18 protein-coding genes and 1 pseudogene are annotated in these 16,841 nt (G+C 43.4%); 14 read left to right on the top strand and 5 right to left on the bottom strand.

The window, feature by feature from the left end; translation table 11 throughout:
• Positions 1-150: 150 nt before the first annotated feature.
• From dnaJ to ANSO36C_RS07855, 6 genes are all read left to right on the top strand, one after another.
• Positions 151-1,281, top strand: coding sequence for a molecular chaperone DnaJ (gene dnaJ / locus ANSO36C_RS07880; RefSeq protein ID WP_251959074.1), 1,131 nt, complete (start codon positions 151-153; stop codon positions 1,279-1,281).
• A complete protein-coding gene (locus ANSO36C_RS07875) occupies positions 1,281-1,538 on the top strand; it encodes a sulfurtransferase TusA family protein (protein WP_190939555.1) in 258 nt (85 codons plus the stop codon). Before dnaJ ends, ANSO36C_RS07875 begins: the two co-directional genes overlap by 1 nt.
• Positions 1,535-2,674 carry a small ribosomal subunit biogenesis GTPase RsgA gene (gene rsgA, locus ANSO36C_RS07870; protein WP_251959073.1) on the top strand — a complete coding sequence of 380 codons (1,140 nt, stop codon included), beginning with the start codon at positions 1,535-1,537 and terminating at the stop codon, positions 2,672-2,674. The genes ANSO36C_RS07875 and rsgA overlap by 4 nt, the downstream gene beginning before the upstream one ends.
• A gap of 470 nt (positions 2,675-3,144) precedes the next feature.
• A complete protein-coding gene (locus tag ANSO36C_RS07865) occupies positions 3,145-4,734 on the top strand; it encodes a glycoside hydrolase family 57 protein (RefSeq protein WP_251959072.1) in 1,590 nt (529 codons plus the stop codon).
• 166 nt (positions 4,735-4,900) lie between these two features.
• The gene (locus ANSO36C_RS07860; RefSeq protein WP_181985179.1) at positions 4,901-5,044 is read left to right on the top strand and encodes a DUF6888 family protein; all 144 of its coding nucleotides are present in this window, start codon (positions 4,901-4,903) and stop codon (positions 5,042-5,044) included.
• The gene (locus ANSO36C_RS07855) at positions 5,028-5,225 is read left to right on the top strand and encodes a DUF6887 family protein (protein ID WP_109011583.1); all 198 of its coding nucleotides are present in this window, start codon (positions 5,028-5,030) and stop codon (positions 5,223-5,225) included. The genes ANSO36C_RS07860 and ANSO36C_RS07855 overlap by 17 nt, the downstream gene beginning before the upstream one ends.
• A gap of 82 nt (positions 5,226-5,307) precedes the next feature.
• Here the strand turns inward: ANSO36C_RS07855 and ANSO36C_RS07850 are convergent, their stop codons facing one another.
• The gene (locus ANSO36C_RS07850; RefSeq protein WP_251959071.1) at positions 5,308-5,994 is read right to left on the bottom strand and encodes a Uma2 family endonuclease; all 687 of its coding nucleotides are present in this window, start codon (positions 5,992-5,994) and stop codon (positions 5,308-5,310) included.
• Between the two features lie 482 nt (positions 5,995-6,476).
• Between ANSO36C_RS07850 and ANSO36C_RS07845 the strand changes: the two are divergent.
• Both ANSO36C_RS07845 and ANSO36C_RS07840 read left to right on the top strand, forming a co-directional pair.
• Positions 6,477-7,373, top strand: a pseudogene (locus ANSO36C_RS07845) (protein kinase domain-containing protein); the annotation flags it as partial.
• A 45-nt stretch (positions 7,374-7,418) separates the two neighbouring features.
• A complete protein-coding gene (locus tag ANSO36C_RS07840) occupies positions 7,419-7,961 on the top strand; it encodes a GUN4 domain-containing protein (RefSeq protein ID WP_323374599.1) in 543 nt (180 codons plus the stop codon).
• Positions 7,962-8,132: 171 nt separating this feature from the next.
• Here ANSO36C_RS07840 and petA read toward each other — a convergent pair whose 3' ends face one another.
• Both petA and petC read right to left on the bottom strand, forming a co-directional pair.
• Complete coding sequence (petA, locus tag ANSO36C_RS07835; protein WP_251959070.1) at positions 8,133-9,134, bottom strand: cytochrome f; 1,002 nt, start codon at positions 9,132-9,134, stop codon at positions 8,133-8,135.
• A 107-nt stretch (positions 9,135-9,241) separates the two neighbouring features.
• Complete coding sequence (petC, locus tag ANSO36C_RS07830) at positions 9,242-9,781, bottom strand: cytochrome b6-f complex iron-sulfur subunit (protein WP_229558806.1); 540 nt, start codon at positions 9,779-9,781, stop codon at positions 9,242-9,244.
• Positions 9,782-10,009: 228 nt separating this feature from the next.
• Here petC and ANSO36C_RS07825 point away from each other — a divergent pair, with 228 nt between their 5' ends.
• Entirely contained in the window at positions 10,010-10,318 is a 309-nt protein-coding gene (locus tag ANSO36C_RS07825) for a DUF3067 family protein (protein WP_251959069.1), read from the top strand.
• Positions 10,319-10,372: 54 nt separating this feature from the next.
• Here the strand turns inward: ANSO36C_RS07825 and ANSO36C_RS07820 are convergent, their stop codons facing one another.
• Both ANSO36C_RS07820 and tatC read right to left on the bottom strand, forming a co-directional pair.
• Positions 10,373-10,708: a tRNA-binding protein gene (locus ANSO36C_RS07820; protein ID WP_251959068.1), complete on the bottom strand. Its 336-nt coding sequence runs from the start codon at positions 10,706-10,708 to the stop codon at positions 10,373-10,375.
• A 53-nt stretch (positions 10,709-10,761) separates the two neighbouring features.
• Positions 10,762-11,556 (bottom strand): twin-arginine translocase subunit TatC, encoded by a 795-nt coding sequence (gene tatC / locus ANSO36C_RS07815; protein WP_251959067.1) that lies wholly within the window; start codon positions 11,554-11,556, stop codon positions 10,762-10,764.
• A gap of 142 nt (positions 11,557-11,698) precedes the next feature.
• Here tatC and ANSO36C_RS33840 point away from each other — a divergent pair, with 142 nt between their 5' ends.
• The 5 genes from ANSO36C_RS33840 to ANSO36C_RS07795 all read left to right on the top strand — a co-directional run bounded on the left by ANSO36C_RS33840 (position 11,699) and on the right by ANSO36C_RS07795 (position 16,377).
• Positions 11,699-11,833 (top strand): hypothetical protein, encoded by a 135-nt coding sequence (locus ANSO36C_RS33840; RefSeq protein WP_267145360.1) that lies wholly within the window; start codon positions 11,699-11,701, stop codon positions 11,831-11,833.
• Positions 11,834-11,863: 30 nt separating this feature from the next.
• The gene (locus ANSO36C_RS07810) at positions 11,864-12,094 is read left to right on the top strand and encodes a hypothetical protein (RefSeq protein WP_251959066.1); all 231 of its coding nucleotides are present in this window, start codon (positions 11,864-11,866) and stop codon (positions 12,092-12,094) included.
• Positions 12,095-12,285: 191 nt separating this feature from the next.
• Positions 12,286-13,143: an SDR family NAD(P)-dependent oxidoreductase gene (locus ANSO36C_RS07805; protein WP_251959065.1), complete on the top strand. Its 858-nt coding sequence runs from the start codon at positions 12,286-12,288 to the stop codon at positions 13,141-13,143.
• Between the two features lie 195 nt (positions 13,144-13,338).
• Positions 13,339-15,765, top strand: coding sequence for a GH116 family glycosyl hydrolase (locus ANSO36C_RS07800; protein WP_251959064.1), 2,427 nt, complete (start codon positions 13,339-13,341; stop codon positions 15,763-15,765).
• A 345-nt stretch (positions 15,766-16,110) separates the two neighbouring features.
• Positions 16,111-16,377, top strand: a complete 267-nt coding sequence (locus tag ANSO36C_RS07795) for a cysteine peptidase family C39 domain-containing protein (RefSeq protein ID WP_323374573.1) — start codon at positions 16,111-16,113, stop codon at positions 16,375-16,377.
• Positions 16,378-16,841 lie beyond the last annotated feature (464 nt).

The following is a 16,841-nucleotide window of genomic DNA, read 5'->3' as shown; positions in this document are numbered from 1 at the left end:
TCTTCTGCCTATCCTCCCGCAAGATGCTCTCTAAAGGTTACTGTGTTGCTCCTCCATATCTGTAGGCAAAACACTTTTCCGTAGGATAGCAAGTGACTCTGACTTTCTACTGCCTTCTGCTTTCTTCCTTCTAACTTTTACCTTTGCTATATGGCCCGCGACTATTATGAAATCCTGGGTGTCTCTCGTGACACCGACAAAGAAGAAATCAAACAAGCCTATCGCCGTTTAGCCCGGAAGTATCACCCAGATGTGAACAAAGAACCGGGGGCGGAGGATCGCTTTAAAGAAATTAACCGCGCTTATGAGGTACTCTCGGAACCAGAAACCCGCGCTCGTTATGATCGCTTTGGGCCAGACGGTGTATCAGGTGCTGCTGGCGCGGGCTTTCAAGATGTCGGCGATATGGGTGGTTTTGCCGATATCTTTGAAAGCATTTTTAGTGGCTTTGCTGGCGGTATGGGTAGTCCCACACAACAAAGACGGCGCAGTGGGCCTGCGAGGGGTGATGACCTGCGCCTAGACCTGAAGTTAGACTTTCGGGAAGCGGTTTTTGGCGGGGAAAAAGAAATTCGCATTTCCCATTTAGAAAATTGCGAAGTCTGTAGCGGTTCTGGTGCTAAACCTGGAACCCGCCCTCGCACTTGTTCAACTTGTAGTGGTTCGGGTCAAGTCCGCCGTGTTACCAGAACACCCTTTGGCAGTTTCACCCAAGTCTCGACTTGTCCCACCTGTAATGGGACAGGGATGGTAATTGAAGATAAATGTGACGCCTGTGATGGTAAGGGCGCAAATCAAGTCACTAAGAAACTCAAAATTACCATTCCGGCTGGGGTGGATAATGGCACACGCTTGCGGATTTCTAGTGAAGGCGATGCTGGCCAACGCAGTGGCCCTCCTGGAGATTTGTACGTTTACTTGTTCGTGAATGAGGACGAACAATTCCAACGCGATGGCATTAATATTCTCTCGGAAATCAAAGTTAGCTACCTGCAAGCAATTTTAGGTTGTCGGTTAGAGGTAGATACGGTAGATGGGCTGGTGGAACTGATTCTTCCAGCTGGAACCCAGCCAAATACGGTGATGAAGTTGGAAAATCGTGGCGTACCCCGCTTAGGTAATCCCGTAAGTCGTGGAGATCACATGCTGACGGTATTAATTGATATTCCCAATAAAGTGACCCCAGAGGAGAGGGAACTGTTGGAGAAACTAGCTAAAATTAAGGGAGATCGCACTGGTAAAGGCGGTCTAGAAGGATTTTTGGGAAATTTATTTAAGTAATGAAGCCCTCTTCTGTTTTAACTCCCGATGCTCAACTTGATTTACGTGGCACTCCTTGCCCAATTAATTTCGTGCGGACAAAATTACGTCTGGAGAAAATGCCATTGGGAGGTTTGCTAGAAGTCTGGCTAGACCCCGGTGAGCCGATTGAGCAGGTTCCTGATAGTCTGACAATGGCAGGTTATCAGGTGGAACAAATTACAGACTGTACTAGTTATTTTTCTCTGTTAGTGCGCCGTCCACTTAATGGCCAATGACAGGGGAAAATTTTGCTGTAACTGGGCAGTTATTGGGTACGGTGGTAGCTGTACAGGCTAATTTTTACCGAGTACAGATGGATCAAGAGGTAGGGGAGCAGAGGAGCAGGGGAGCAGAGGAGAAACTGGATTTAAATGCCTTTCTGCCCCACTGTCCCACAGCTGCTTCGCCTCCTCTGCTGCTTTGTACTCGTAGAACACGCCTGAAAAAAATCGGACAACAGGTGATGGTGGGCGATCGCGTTGTAGTAGAAGAGCCAGATTGGGCTGGGGGACGGGGAGCGATCGCTTATGTTTTACCCCGCCAAAGTGAGTTAGATCGTCCCGCGATCGCCAATGTTAACCAAATTCTATTGGTATTTGCCGTTGCTGATCCACCTTTGGAACCTTATCAACTGAGTCGATTTCTAATTAAGGCTGAGTCTACTGGCTTGGATGTGCTTTTATGTTTGAATAAAAGTGATTTAATTTCACAGCAGGAACAGCAGCAAGTTAGCGATCGCCTCCTTGGTTGGGGCTATGAACCAATATTTATCAGCGTCAAAGATGGTATAAATACTGACCAAGCAGGCAGATATTTGAACAATAAAATTACGGTAATTGCTGGGCCTTCTGGGGTTGGTAAATCCAGCCTGATTAATACGCTGATTGAATCTGCCAAACTGCGAGTAGGGGAAGTTTCTGGCAAACTAGCTCGTGGTCGTCATACGACTCGCCATATAGAATTATTTGAGTTGCCTAGTGGTGGTTTGCTTGCAGATACCCCCGGCTTTAATCAGCCGGACATCGATTGTATACCAGAAGAATTAATTCATTATTTCCCAGAAGCAAGAAAGCGATTAGCAGTTGCTAGCTGTCGGTTTAGTGATTGTCTGCATCGAGACGAGCCGGAGTGTGCGGTGCGGGGAGACTGGGAACGATATGAACATTATTTAGAATTTTTGGATGCTGCGATCGCTCATCAAACCCAGCTGCATCAACAAGCTGATCCAGAATCTACCATGAAGTTAAAAAGCAAAAGCAAAGGCAAAGGGCAGAGTCAATACGAACCCAAGCTAGAAAGTAAAAAATATCGCCGAATTTCCCGCAAGACTCAGTTACAGGACTTGCAGGAATTATATCGGGATGAAGAATAAGGAGTGCGATGTCTACAACGGGCTGTACGTAAATATTTTAAGTACAAGATAATACAATAAACAAATAGACAAGTTTTACAGAGATTCAAAGCTAGTTAACTACACGCACTGGGGGTACAGCATTGTTCATAGGTGTCAACTTAACGTAAAAGCTATGTCTCGCAAGGAACTGAAGTTCCTTGCTAATAGCGAAAGTCATCTGAAGATGACTAATTAATCCGAAAAATCTTGAGTCTACTTTAGTAGACTTTAACTATTAGCCTTGGAATTGATTCCAAGGCGGGTGTGGAGGCAAAGCGAGAAGCTATTTTTAGCTTAAGTTGACACCAATGAGCAATGTTGTGCCCCTACAAACACTGTATTTAACTCAATTGAAAACTATTCTTACGATCCCCATAAAGTCTTAAAATATTGTTAATTTCAGCCAAACCTCTCGACCTTCAACTTACAAGTATCACCCCAAAATCACTATGGCTATCGGCTACGTCGCGCTTGTACTTCACGCACATCTACCCTTCGTTCGTCACCCGGAAAGTGACTACGTGCTGGAGGAAGAATGGCTCTATGAAGCCATCACAGAAACCTACATTCCATTATTGAAAGTATTTGAAGGCTTAAAGCGAGACGGTATCGACTTTAAAATCACGATGAGTATGACACCACCTCTAGTGTCGATGCTTCGTGACCCTCTGCTGCAAGAACGCTATGACGCACACTTGACCCAGCTAGAAGAACTTATACAACTAGAAGCAGAACATAATGTCAATAACGGGCATCTTCGTTATTTAGCCGAACATTACATTACTGAGTTTAAAGAAGCGCGTCAGCTATGGGAACGCAATCAAGGTGACTTGGTGACAGCTTTTAAGCAGTTCCAAGACAGTAACAACCTAGAAATCATTACTTGCGGCGCTACTCACGGCTATTTGCCGTTGATGAAAATGTATCCAGAAGCGGTCTGGGCGCAAATTCAGGTAGCTTGCGAACATTACGAGCAAACCTTTGGAAAAGCACCCAGAGGCATTTGGCTGCCGGAATGCGCCTACTATGAAGGTTTAGATCGGATGCTAGCCGATGCTGGATTACGCTACTTCCTCACTGATGGGCATGGCATTCTTTACGCCCGTCCGCGTCCGCGCTTTGGCACTTATGCCCCAATTTATACAGAAACTGGTGTTGCTGTCTTTGGTCGAGATCATGAATCTTCCCAACAGGTATGGTCTTCTGAGGTGGGCTATCCTGGGGCGGCGGAATATCGAGAATTTTACAAAGATTTGGGCTGGGAAGCAGAATATGAGTATATCAAGCCCTACATTATGCCCAATGGTCAACGGAAAAATACTGGTATTAAGTATCACAAAATTACTGGGCGTGGCTTAGGTTTATCAGATAAGGCACTTTACGATCCCTATTGGGCTAGAGAAAAGGCAGCAGAACACGCTGATAATTTTATGTATAACCGAGAGCGACAATCTGAGCATCTCTATGGTATGATGCAGCGCCCGCCAATTATCGTTTCGCCTTATGACGCAGAGTTATTTGGACACTGGTGGTATGAAGGCCCTTGGTTCATTGATTACTTATTCCGCAAGTCGTGGTATGACCAAAAAACATATCAAATGACCCATTTAGCAGACTATTTACGAGATCAGCCAACGCAGCAAGTCTGTCGCCCTTCGCAGTCGAGTTGGGGTTTTAAAGGTTTTCACGAGTATTGGTTAAACGAAACGAACGCGTGGGTTTATCCGCATTTGCACAAAGCTGCTGAACGGATGATTGAAATATCGCATTTGGAACCAGAGGATGAATTGCAGTGGAAAGCGCTTAACCAAGCGGCGCGGGAATTGTTATTAGCACAATCTTCTGACTGGGCATTTATTATGCGGACGGGAACAATGGTACCCTATGCAGTTAGACGGACGCGATCGCACCTGATGCGCTTCAATAAGCTCTACGAAGATGTGAAAGTCGGCAAAGTTGACAGTGGTTGGTTGGAAAAAGTCGAGTTAATGGATAATATCTTCCCCGAAATCAACTATCGCGTCTATCGTCCGCTATAGTCTTCACATAAAGTAATCAACAGCAGTAAGGTGGGCAATGCCCACCTTATATTAGTAGTGAGGAGCGTTTACTTCGACACCTTTCGACTTCGCTCAAGGCAAGAAGCTCAGTACAAGTATTTTACCAACAACAGAGCAAGCCTTAGCCTGTGTAAGGGTTTGTCAAATGCTGTCAAATCTTTATAAAGACATCCGCTTATTTCGATTTGACGACAAAATCGGAGAAATTTACATTTTATCTGCGGATGAACTGCAAATCATTGTTTATCGCAATGGCGAATGGGAGTTTGTCAATGAACCCGAATTATGAGCAAATGAGTTTTACAGAGTTGAGAGCTTATGTCGTAGAAAACCGTGAAGATATTGAAGCTCTACGTTTTTTAATGAGTAAACGCGACCCTAATTCTCCAAAGTATCCTATGCCTGTGACAGAAGCTGATATGCAAGCCCAGATGGAAATTATCAGGCGTAAGATTAATGGAGAACTTTGAGAATATTGTCTAATTCAGTAAGCATAATTAGGGTGGGTAAATCATACTCACCCGATTATTTTATTAACACTGCCGGATTTAGCTAAAGGCTATCTGGATCAATATTTAATTCTCGAAGTTTAGCAGCTAATCTTTGGGCTTTCTCTTCTGCTGCTTGTCGTGCAGCTGCTTCCTCTTCATGAGTTAGGAGTATTTCACCCGTCGCTGGATTGTAAAAACGCAGTTTTCCAGCTTCCAGGCGTAACTCTAGTCCTAAAACTTCACTGGGTAGGGAGACTGTACCATCTGGCAAGGTATTGGCTGCTACTGGAAAATAATTCCCATCGACCAAGTGTAAACCCTGGAGTTGGGGATTGAGATAATCGCCTGTGGGGTCATATTGAAAATATTCACGCACTCCCAAAAAAGCGTAAATTCCTTTCTTTGCACCTTGGTCTTTGCTGCGTGTGCTTTTTGACGTAATCTCTAGAACAAAATCTGGGGTTTGATTATTTTCTTCCCAGGTTTTGTAAGAGCGTCTGTCACGGTTTTCCACTCCAAATACTACAAATACATCTGGGGCTACGACTGATTCTGGATAACCTTTTTCGTAGTAAATAAATAGATTACCAGCGACGTATACATCTGGGTGATTTTGAAAATAAATTTCCAGTACAGTGGTAGCGTATACGAGACACTTGCGCTGTAAATCACCTTCAGCCATCGGCTTACCGTCCTCATCTGGGTACTCAATCGGGGTAACGGGGATATACTCTACTGAGGCTGTCATGGGCTAATACCTCAACTCAACTAGGGCTAGGTTTAATTTAACATTTGACTATGGTTAACCAACTAAGATGCGATCGCCATAACTAAGGTGATTTCCAGAATAAAAATTACCACACAACATCATTCATTCGATCTTAGGGGAGAACGGCTGTTCGCCCTCCTAATCGGTAAAGTTATTTTGAGAAATCACCTAAGTAGAACGCCGTAAATAATTAAAGGTTTGTAGTAAGGACTCAGTCCTCACTACAAAATAATTTCAATATTTTTTACATTAGTTAATATAGTTTGAATTATTCTCACCGGCTTACTTAGTACTGCCGTGAATTCAACCTAAATCTATAAATATTATTGTGCTTTCTGTCTATTGAAACAAAATAGGTAAATTCTGTTACAACATTATTAGAATAATTCCGCACAAACCCCATTACTCAGTAGTAGGGGTATAAGTCATGCAGCTTAACCATATTAAACAAAGTAAAAAAGATGCTCTGTTGTCTTAACCCGGATTGTCCCCGTCCCTTAAACCCTGATGTTAACAAGTTTTGCCAAGCTTGCAGTACGCCTCTAGTCTCTTTGCTGCGAAATCGCTTCCGTGTGATGCGGGTACTTTCTAACGAAGGTGGTTTTGGCAAAACCTATTTAGCAGAAGATACGGATAAATTAAATGAACACTGTGTAATTAAACAACTTGCACCAAAAGTGCAGGGAACTTGGGCAGTGAAGAAGGCAATGGAGTTATTTGGTGAAGAGGCAAAGCGCTTACAAGATTTGGGTGAACATCCGCAAATACCAACGCTTTTCGCTTATTTTGAGCAAGACAATTTCCTGTATTTAGTGCAGCAATTTATCGAGGGGCAGAATTTACTGAATGAATTGGAACAAGCGGGAAGGTACAGCGAAAGCAAGGCTAAGGAACTGTTGTTAGATTTATTACCACTGCTCAAGTTTATTCATGAGCGCCAGGTAATTCACCGAGACATTAAACCAGAGAATATTATGCGTCGTCAGAGTGATGGGCGCTTGATATTAATTGATTTTGGAGTCTCAAAACAGTTAACTTCAACAGTTCATACTCAAATGGGTACGACAATTGGCTCACATGGATATAGCCCAATTGAGCAGATAAAGGGTGGTGAAGCTTACCCAGCAAGTGATTTGTTTGCTTTAGGTGCAACTTGTTTTCATCTTTTAACTGGTATTTTTCCTTTTGATTTATGGGTGGAAAATGGTTTTGCTTGGGTTCACAACTGGCGGCAATATTTGCCCAGTCCGCTTAGTGGAGAATTTGGTCAGGTTTTAGATAAGTTATTGAAAAAGGATATTGATGAGCGTTATCAATTTGCCGATAAAGTTATCAATGACTTGGCTGCTCAACAGCTATCATCACCACTGCAATTATCTGTATCAGCATCAACACAGCGAGGGATGCAATTAAAATCAGCAGTGGGGATGGACTATAGCCGATTACGAGACTTACTCGCAAGCAAGAAGTGGAAATTAGCTAATCAAGAAACAGAACGAGTGATGTTCATAATAGCGAAAAGAGAAGAAGAAGGTTGGTTGCGTGTTCAAGATATTAACAACTTTCTCTGTACAGACCTCCGCACCATTAACCAGCTATGGGTAGAATACAGCAACGGGCGCTTTGGTTTCTCTGTGCAAAAGCAAATTTATCAAGGTCTGGGTGGAACTAGGACGCACTCATTTGAGATTTGGGATACTTTTGGCGAGGCTGTAGGCTGGAAGAAAAGAAGCGGGTTATGGAGATGTGGGTGGGTTAATTACAGTGCTATTACTTTTGACATAAAAGCACCAAAAGGACACCTCCCAGTGTGGAAGTGGACATTATATATTCATTCTGTAGATACTTTTAATAGTCTCTACAGTGGTGGAGTGGATTGGGGTAATCGTCATGGGTGGGACTGGATCTCTTCTCTCGCGTTGAGACTTGAAAACTGTAATATCTAAAATTAATGTAATTAAGGTAGCGATCGCCCCATAGTCGATTACGATTAAGTAAATATATTTTTAAAGGAAATTAAATCTCATGTTCTGAGTTTTATATACAGATTTAGAAACATAACGTATAAAAAAGACAGGCAAGATGCCTGTCCTACAAATAATGATTTAGCAAAGAATTTAGAAATTCATTTCAGCAGCTTGAACTTTTTCAACCTGCTTCTTCTTCAGCACAAGCATAACTTGAGCCAACATTACAAGAGCGATGAACGCAATCATCCATTTGACTCTAGAGGCGTCTTGAAGTACGATTTCTCCATCTGCTTGACCGAATCCACCGACATTCGGGTTGCTGGTTAAAGCTTCACCAGTTTTAACTGCTTGCCCTTCGGAAACAACTAGTTCTGGCCCTAAAGGAATCGTATCAACGACAACATCACCAGATTCAGGTTGGATGTTGACTAGATATTTAACGTTACCGTCTCCATCTTCCTCTTTGGCAATCTTAGTAATTGTGCCAGTAGCGGAAGCGTTGTAAACATTGTTGTTGCTCTTTTCGCCAGTGGGATAAACTTGTCCGCGTCCTCGGTTAGCACCTAAGTGAACTGAATATTTACCGAAGTGGATGTTTTTGTCGGTTGCGGGGTTGGGAGAAAGAACAGGGAAGACGATTTCCTGATACTGTTCACCTGGTAAAGGGCCGACGATGACGACGTTTTCTTTGTCTTCGCTGTAGGATTGGAAGGGAGTGTCGCCAACTTCTTCTTTAAGTTCCTCGGAAAGACGGTCTTCAGGAGCAATCTTAAAGCCTTCAGGTAGCATCAGTACAGCACCGACGTTCAAGCCAACCTTAGAACCATCAGCACCAACTTGCTGGGCGCTCAGATCGTAAGGGATTTTCACCACAGCTTTGAATACAGTGTCAGGTAGCACCGATTGGGGAACTTCCACTTCTGCCGGCTTGGCTGCTAGGTGACAGTTGGCACAAACAATCCGCCCTGTTGGTTCGCGGGGGGTTTCGGGATAGGTTTGCTGTGCCCAAAAGGGATAGGCGGCAGCTGATTGGGGAAGGGCTACATCGCTGGTGAAGTAAAATGTCACAGTAGCGATCGCTATGAGCAATGTTTTTACAATCGCTCTAGTGCTGCGAGTTAACCTCGCTCTTAAGAAAACATTTCTCATCTCTAATAAGGGCAACGATTGAATTTAGTCATTAGTCATTGGTCATTAGTCATTAGTCATTAGGCCCTGAACAAAGGACGAATGACTAAGGACTAAGGACAAAATTATTAAGCCCACCAAGCTGCATCACCGGTGCGGAAGTCGGTTTCAGTCCAAGGAGTCAAGACGATTTTGTCGTCGGCTACATTGGTATGAGCCAAAGGCAAAGACAGGGGCGCTGGGCCGCGAATAACCTTACCAGTTTCGTCATACTGGGAACCATGACAAGGACACTTAAACTTGTTCTCTGCAACGTTCCAGGGGACGACACAACCTAAGTGGGTGCAGATGGCGTTAATGCCATAATCTTTGATTGCCTCTTTGCTGTCTACCACAATATAGGTAGGATCTCCCTTTAGCCCTTGGACTAGGTTGCGATCGCCTGCATTCCGGTTTTCTAGAAATTTAGCGACGCTAACATCGTTACCTAGCTCGTCTTTTGCCGTTACACCGCCACCAGCACCACCTGTTGCGGGTGGAATAAAGTAGTTGACAACGGGATACAATGCACCCAGAGCCACTCCAGTGACAGTCCCAAAAGTGAGCAGATTCATGAACTGACGACGCCCCATATCGGGCACGTCTGCTGATTCAGAAAATTGAGCCATAATCTACGCGCTCTTTGTGTATTTTGTTAAGCATTTTGACAAAAGTACTGTACTTGAGGAACTCTTGTCTAAGTCGAAATGCTAGCGCTCACAACGATGCCATACTTCTTTGTTCCAAGATATAAAAAGCATCTTTTCTGTTAGCATTACATTTCTTTATATCCTTATCATACTGGAGTCACGGAACTTAACATCATAACTAAATGTAAAATCTGATTGAGAAAAGCTATGACAGGACAGGAATTACGTCAGATGTTGCTTGAGAAGTGGGGATATTCTTACGATGTGCAGTTTCGGCGGGCACAGGGAAAGATATTTTTGCAAGTCATGTGGAAATACTTGGAGCAAGCTTCTTTTCCGTTGAGCGAGGCGGAGTACCAAGAGCATCTTGACACCATTGCTAATTATCTTCATGCCTTGGGTGGGTCAACGCAAGTACAAACATTTATTAGCCAAACACGCGATCGTCCCCGGCTTGGCAAAGCTGTTAGCATTCCTCTAGATTTGGGTGAACGTTCTTCGGAATGGATATTATGACCCGCTATTGCATTAAAATAAATAATTTTCTCAGCTAAAAAATACCATAATCTGCTATAAAATTCTTTTGCCCACCGCTACATCTCTATCTGGTTGAATTAACACAACTTCTCCACCGTCTAAAACCACTCCCAAAACTAAAACTTCGGAGATGAAATTAGCTACTTGACGGGGTGGAAAATTAGTAACAGCTAATATTAATCTGTTTATTAGTTCCTCTTGCTTATAAAGTTTAGTAATTTGGGCACTAGATTTTTTGATGCCCAAATCACCAAAATCTATCCACAATTTATAAGCTGGTTTTTTCGCTTTGGGAAACTCTTCGACTTTGATGATTTTGCCAATATGAATCTCAACTTTTTCAAAGTCATCATAAGTAACTTGTCCCATTTACTTCTAAGATGAGATTTTTTTGATTTTGAAATTGCAGCAATGCGATCGCATTATTTACCTGTGAGCTTAACCAGTCCCACACCACCGAAATAAAGCCCTAAAACTGCTCCCGCTAAGAGACTTTGAGTTAATGGGTCAGTAGAAGGTGTCAGGACGGCTCCTAAAACCACTGCTCCCATAATCACGTAACGCCAACCAGAAATCATCCGTTCAGACGAGACAATGTTCAAATTACCGAGCAACAGTTGGATGATGGGAATTTGAAATGCTAAACCGGTACTGAATAACAGTAGCAACACAAATTCAAAATATTTATCAATTGACCAAATTTGTTCAACAACATCTGCTCCGTAGCTGATGAAAAAATTCAAAGCTGCGGGAATCAGCAGTAAATAGGCAAATACTAACCCAGCCCCAAACAGCACACTCGAACCCAAAACCACAGGCCCCACTATACGGCGTTCACGGCGAGTTAGTCCTGGAAGCACAAATTGGATAATTTGGTAAAGAATGAAAGGACTAGTAAGTATGATACCAGTGTAGGCTGCAACTTTCAGGGAGACAAAGAAATACTCTCCAGGTGCAAGTTGGAGAAATTTTACTCCTTGTGCTGGAACCTCAAGTAGCTGGACAATCGGCTTAACGGCAAAGAAACAGCCGATAATACCCACAGCTACGGCAATCAGCGAATAGAAAATCCGCTGTCGCAACTCTTCTAGGTGGTCGAAAAGGGACATTTCGATTTCACCTGGCAACTCATCAAGAGGATCGGTGTCTGAGTTGCCATATCCTTCGGAGTCAAGGTTGGGAACGGTTACAGTATCTACGTCTTGTGAAGGTGTCATGAGTTAGCTACTAGGCAACATTTGTTAACTATTTTATCTGGGGAATGCAGCTACCAAGATATGTTTTTGGCTGCTATGGGTTTTTTGTCCTGTTTTTTGGGTTTGCATCTGTATAAAGTAGTAGGAAGCCATCTTGTAGGCAATGCCTAACCTAAAAAAAGGTGGAACCGATAATTTAGAAATTACGTCTCTGCGGCCAGTAGCGCTGAGTAAATTCACACAACATCAACTACTCAGTTTGGAAAATCCGGTTCATCAAGGTGGTATCTATACATAGCGTAATCGGAAATTTTAGCTGAGGTTGGGTATGAACCGGACAATTTGCATTGCCCTAATGTCATTGCCTGTTTATTTAGGCAATTTTGAGCTAGGCAATAGTTGTAGTAGTGAAGTGACAATTGTTAAAAACCAGTTTTCCACAATAGCTGCTCTAATTGCTTACAGTACAAATGCCCAGTCGCGCATACTGCCCTGGCAAATATCGGCTAGAGATGACCAAACCGAAGATTGCCTTCGTGCTGGCACTTGCAAAGATTGATTAGAGAAGGCAGGAGGAAAGAAGTATGAATGAAAACTTTAGTTCTGGGTTATTACCCAGTTTTAAAAGAAGATTGTATCGAGACGCGCAATGCGCTACAAAGCTTCTACAACCTAAGTTACACGCTTTTAAGTGTGGATTAATTCTACCTCTTGTCTGGTGAAGGCAGCCCCATCATAAAAGAAAGTCTAATGGTTGTAGAAAATCAACGTACAGTAGTGGTTACAGGAGCCTCAACAGGAATTGGTCAGGCGTGTGCTTTGCTTTTAGACCAGTTGGGCTTCTCTGTTTTTGCTGGAGTGCGTCAAGATATTGATGCTCAAACACTTAAACAAAAAGGGTCACAAAGGCTCATTCCGATTTTTCTAGATGTTACTGACGCTGAATCGATCGCAGCTGCGGTTGAAAAGGTAACAAATGCAGTCGGCGGTGCGGGGCTTTTTGGTTTAGTGAATAATGCTGGAATTGCTGTCCCTGGCCCCTTAGAATTATTAGCGATCGCAGAATTTGAACACCAGATGCAGGTTAATGTCACTGGACAATTAGCAGTAACACAAGCGTTTCTGAGTCTATTACGCCAGAGTCGGGGTCGAATTGTGAATATGGGTTCCATTTCTGGTAGAAGCCCGGCCCCGTTCTTGGGAGCTTACAATGCTTCCAAATTTGCCCTCGTTGCACTCACTGATGTGATGCGGATGGAGTTACGCCCTTGGGGAATCTCTGTTTCTATTATCGAACCTGGGGCGATCGCTACTCCAATCTGGGAAAAGTCCCTAAGTCAATCGGAAATAGCACAGCAGGATCTATCCCAAACTGCACAAAATCTTTACGGACAGGCGATGAATATTGTCCGCAAGAAAATGCAAATTCTCGCATCTGGGGGAATTTCTGCGGATATTGTTGCTCAGACTGTTGTGCATGCGCTGACTGCAAAGCAACCAAAGACACGCTATCTCGTTGGACAAGATGCCAAAATCGGAGCGTTTCTGAAGCACATTTTGCCCGATCATCTCCATGACCGGATAATTTTATACTCAATGGGTTTGTAAATTACTTCCTAATCGGTTTACAAGGAAGCCAAGGTGTAAATCCAGATATTATCTCAAACATAAGAGGACAAGGGGAAACTTATTCCCTTGTCCTCTTTTTTTATCCACTTTGAACAATACCGTGTTTTTACGTTGAGAAAAATCACACATTGCGCTAGTCTTCATTGACGTAACTGCACGCTGTAACATCAGGTGATGACAAATCAACTCTCCCCAAAAATTCCCTCTTGCACTTGGAGCCGTCCCATCGGTTTAGGCTGGGACAAACCTTATACTGTTCGCTACGCTAGCAATATCGATGATGGCCCTTGGCATGGTATGCCTTTAGGTGGCTTTGGTGCAGGTTGCATCGGTCGTTCTTCACGGGGAGATTTTAATCTGTGGCACATTGATGGCGGTGAGCATACTTTCAAAAACGTTCCCGCCTGTCAATTCAGTGTGTTTGAATCCAATGGTACATCTTCTCAAGCCTACGCTTTGTCTACGCAAGCACCCGATGATGGCACTCTTAAGGCTTGGCAGTGGTATCCAACACTTCCTGCCACTGAGGGAATAGGGAATTATCATGCGTTATACCCACGTAGCTGGTTTGTGTATGAAAATGTATTTCAAGCACAGTTGACCTGTGAGCAGTTTTCCCCAATCTGGGCAGGTAATTACCAAGAAACTAGCTACCCAGTGGCAATATTCCTCTGGAATGCCCATAACCCCACAGATGCACCGATTACTCTCAGTATCATGCTCACTTGGCAAAATATGGTGGGCTGGTTTACAAATGCTCTCAAATCTCCTGAAGTGCGGGTGCGCGATGATGGTAGTCCGGTTTATGAATATCAACCACGCTGGGGCGAAAGTCAAGGGAACTATAACCAAATAGTTGAAGATTCACAACAGTTTGGCTGTGTTTTCGGTCGGGTTGGTGGTGATGAACCTTTACAGGAAGGCGATGGAACTTGGTGTATTGCAACACTGAAGCTGCCCCAAGTGGAAGTATTTCACCACAGCCGATGGAATCCTGACGGAACGGGTGAGGAAGTGTGGCAAAGTTTTGCTCAAGATGGCTCTTTGCCCAATTATCTTGATGGCACTCCAGTGGCAGATAATACACAGCTTGGGGCTGCGATGGCTACGCCGGCCGCAGGCATCGCAATCCGTTTTACTCTCCAACCAGGCGAAACTCTCGAAATCCCCTTTGTCCTCGCTTGGGATTTGCCGATTACAGAATTTGCCGCCGGAGTCAACTATTATCGCAGATATACAGACTTTTTTGGTAAAAGTGGTGATAATGCCTGGGCGATCGCATCTACTGCACTACAAGAATACCAAAGCTGGCGATCGCAAATTCAAAGTTGGCAACAACCGATTCTCGACCGGGAAGATTTGCCCGACTGGTTTAAAATGGCTCTATTTAATGAGCTTTATGACCTTACTAGCGGCGGTACTCTCTGGACTGCTGCATCAGAAATTGACCCCATCGGTCAGTTTGCAGTGCTGGAATGCTTAGATTACCGTTGGTATGAAAGTCTAGATGTGCGCTTGTATGGTTCTTTTGCCCTGCTGATGCTGTTTCCAGAATTAGAAAAGTCAGTAATTCGAGCATTTGCACGGGCAATTCCTCAAGGTGATGATACTCCACGAATAATTGGCTATTACATGACAATTAAGGCAGAAAGCCCGATCGCAGTTCGTAAAGTTGCAGGTGCAACACCCCACGATTTAGGCGCACCGAATGAACACGTTTGGCAGAAAACCAACTACACCAGCTATCAAGACTGTAACTTGTGGAAGGATTTAGGTAGTGATTTTGTTTTGCAAGTATACCGTGATTTTCTGCTCACGGGTGCTGACGATGTAGAATTTTTAGCAGATTGTTGGAATGCGATCGTGCAAACCCTCGACTACCTGAAAACCTTTGACCTTGATGGCGATGGCATTCCCGAAAATTCTGGTGCGCCTGACCAAACCTTTGATGATTGGCGGTTACAGGGTGTCAGCGCCTATTGTGGTGGGTTGTGGTTGGCAGCGTTAGAAGCTGCGATCGCTATCAGCGATATTTTATTAACTTACCAGATTGGTAACACAGCATTAGCGGCGCAAAAGTCCACTTATCAAGCTTGGTTGGAACAATCTCGCCCCATTTATGACGAAAAACTTTGGAATGGCCAATATTACAAACTTGATAGTCAAAGTGGTTCCGATGTGGTAATGGCAGATCAATTGTGCGGCCAGTTTTATGCTCGTCTCCTGGACTTACCTGATATTGTACCGAGCGATCGCGCCCTTTCTGCCCTAAAAACTGTTTATGATGCGTGCTTTTTGAAATTCTGCAATGGTGAGTTTGGTGCTGCTAATGGTGTTCGTCCTGACGGTTCACCAGAAAATCCCAAAGCTACTCATCCTTTAGAAGTTTGGACGGGGATAAACTTTGGGCTGGCAGCTTTTCTCGTGCAAACAGGAATGAAGGATGAAGCATTGAGGTTGACACAAGCAGTGGTAGAACAAATTTATAACAATGGTCTGCAATTTCGCACACCTGAAGCTATAACCGCATCTGGTACTTTTCGCGCCAGCACGTATCTGCGGCCAATGGCGATTTGGGGAATTTACTTGGTTATTGATTAGACATCTACGAAAAAGAATGTAGAGACGTAGCAGTGCTACGTCTCTACAAGGGTTCTGGATAACCCTCTTTGCGTCCTTCTCCCAGGGGGAGACGCTAACGCGAATGGGGTTCGTTAGAAAAAATGACTTTGGCAAAGAGTTTTAGCTTTAACTGAACCGTATTGAGTCTAGATTTGTGGTTTTATTTTCCGAGTGTTTCCGGAAGTGAAGGAAAATTTTAGTAATGGTAAGAGTTAAAGCATTGAGAATTCAAGACTACTGTTTCAAAAAATGCAAATATTACTGGCTTTAGGCACAAATATTGCTAATATTTTCCAGACTATGTTCACAATCAAAAGTTAGGTTATGGCGTACCTATCCTTTTATTTAGCAGATTGTGGCGCTGTGTACTTGGCAATGATTAACCAATACTGCGGCATACACTTGAACCTCTACACTTTGCGTAACTTTGCTACAGGCGCATTTCTCCAGGGTTTAACAGAAGCAGCCCAAACTTTAAGATATGAAGCGCTATTAGTCAGGGCGAGCCTTAGTAAGCTGGACTCATATTATAACCCGTGGATAGCTCGTTGGCAAGTAATTCATTATGTATGTAGTTGTCTAGAGAGTTAAAGGCGATCGCATATTGATTTCTGATCCAGTCATAGGCAAGGCGTGGCTTTCGCATCAAGAGTTTGAAACTATACTTAGGTCGTTATTAGCCAAATACTAAATGTCTTTGCCATCAGCTTCTTAGTTTTGAGTATATGGCGTATTGCCCTAACAGTGCAGTTTTCTAAACCGAAGTATTCTTGTTGAGTAAGGCACTCATCACAAATTCATGCAAATTGGTGGTTGTAACTACCATTTAGCCCAATTGCCACTACATTTATAATCTCAAATTTATAAATTTATTAGATATTAATATACAAATAATTTATTGCTAAATTAACTTAGCAATACTCTTTGTTAATTAGCTTTATATCTATTACTCAATTTTCTAACGTTGTACAGACTTAACCTGCTGCATCTTTCTTCGTAAAAGCATCCATTCAGGTTTGTTTCATTTGACTAAGTTGATGAGCATTAAAACTATC

It is taken from the genome of Nostoc cf. commune SO-36 (assembly GCF_023734775.1).
GTDB classification, from domain to species: domain Bacteria; phylum Cyanobacteriota; class Cyanobacteriia; order Cyanobacteriales; family Nostocaceae; genus Nostoc; species Nostoc commune_A.
Note: the sequence above shows the minus strand (reverse complement) of the source record. Positions and strands in the feature narration are given on the sequence as shown.